At 38.0% G+C, this 213-nt stretch carries 1 pseudogene; it reads left to right on the top strand.

Features of this window, described 5'->3' with window-relative positions:
* Positions 1-213, top strand: a pseudogene (locus tag ACRHOC_RS15870) (DNA mismatch repair endonuclease MutL); the annotation flags it as partial.

The raw sequence follows: 213 nt of genomic DNA, 5'->3' as shown, positions 1-213 counted from the left end.
TATCGATAATGGTAAAGGTTTGAGTGTTACAGACGCACGCCTAAGTTTTGAGCGTCATGCTACCTCAAAGATTAAAAATGCTGAAGACTTTTTTCAATTATGTACTAAAGGATTTAGAGGAGAGACTGTAGCGAGTATCGCAGCTATTGCGCATGTAGAGCTAAAAACAAAAACAGCAGTTGATGAATTGCGTACAGTTATCAAAATGGAAGG

This window comes from Winogradskyella poriferorum, from assembly GCF_050618035.1.
Taxonomy (GTDB): domain Bacteria; phylum Bacteroidota; class Bacteroidia; order Flavobacteriales; family Flavobacteriaceae; genus Winogradskyella; species Winogradskyella poriferorum_A.
The sequence above is the reverse complement of the archived record's forward strand: the minus strand, read 5'-3'. Positions and strand labels throughout refer to the sequence as shown.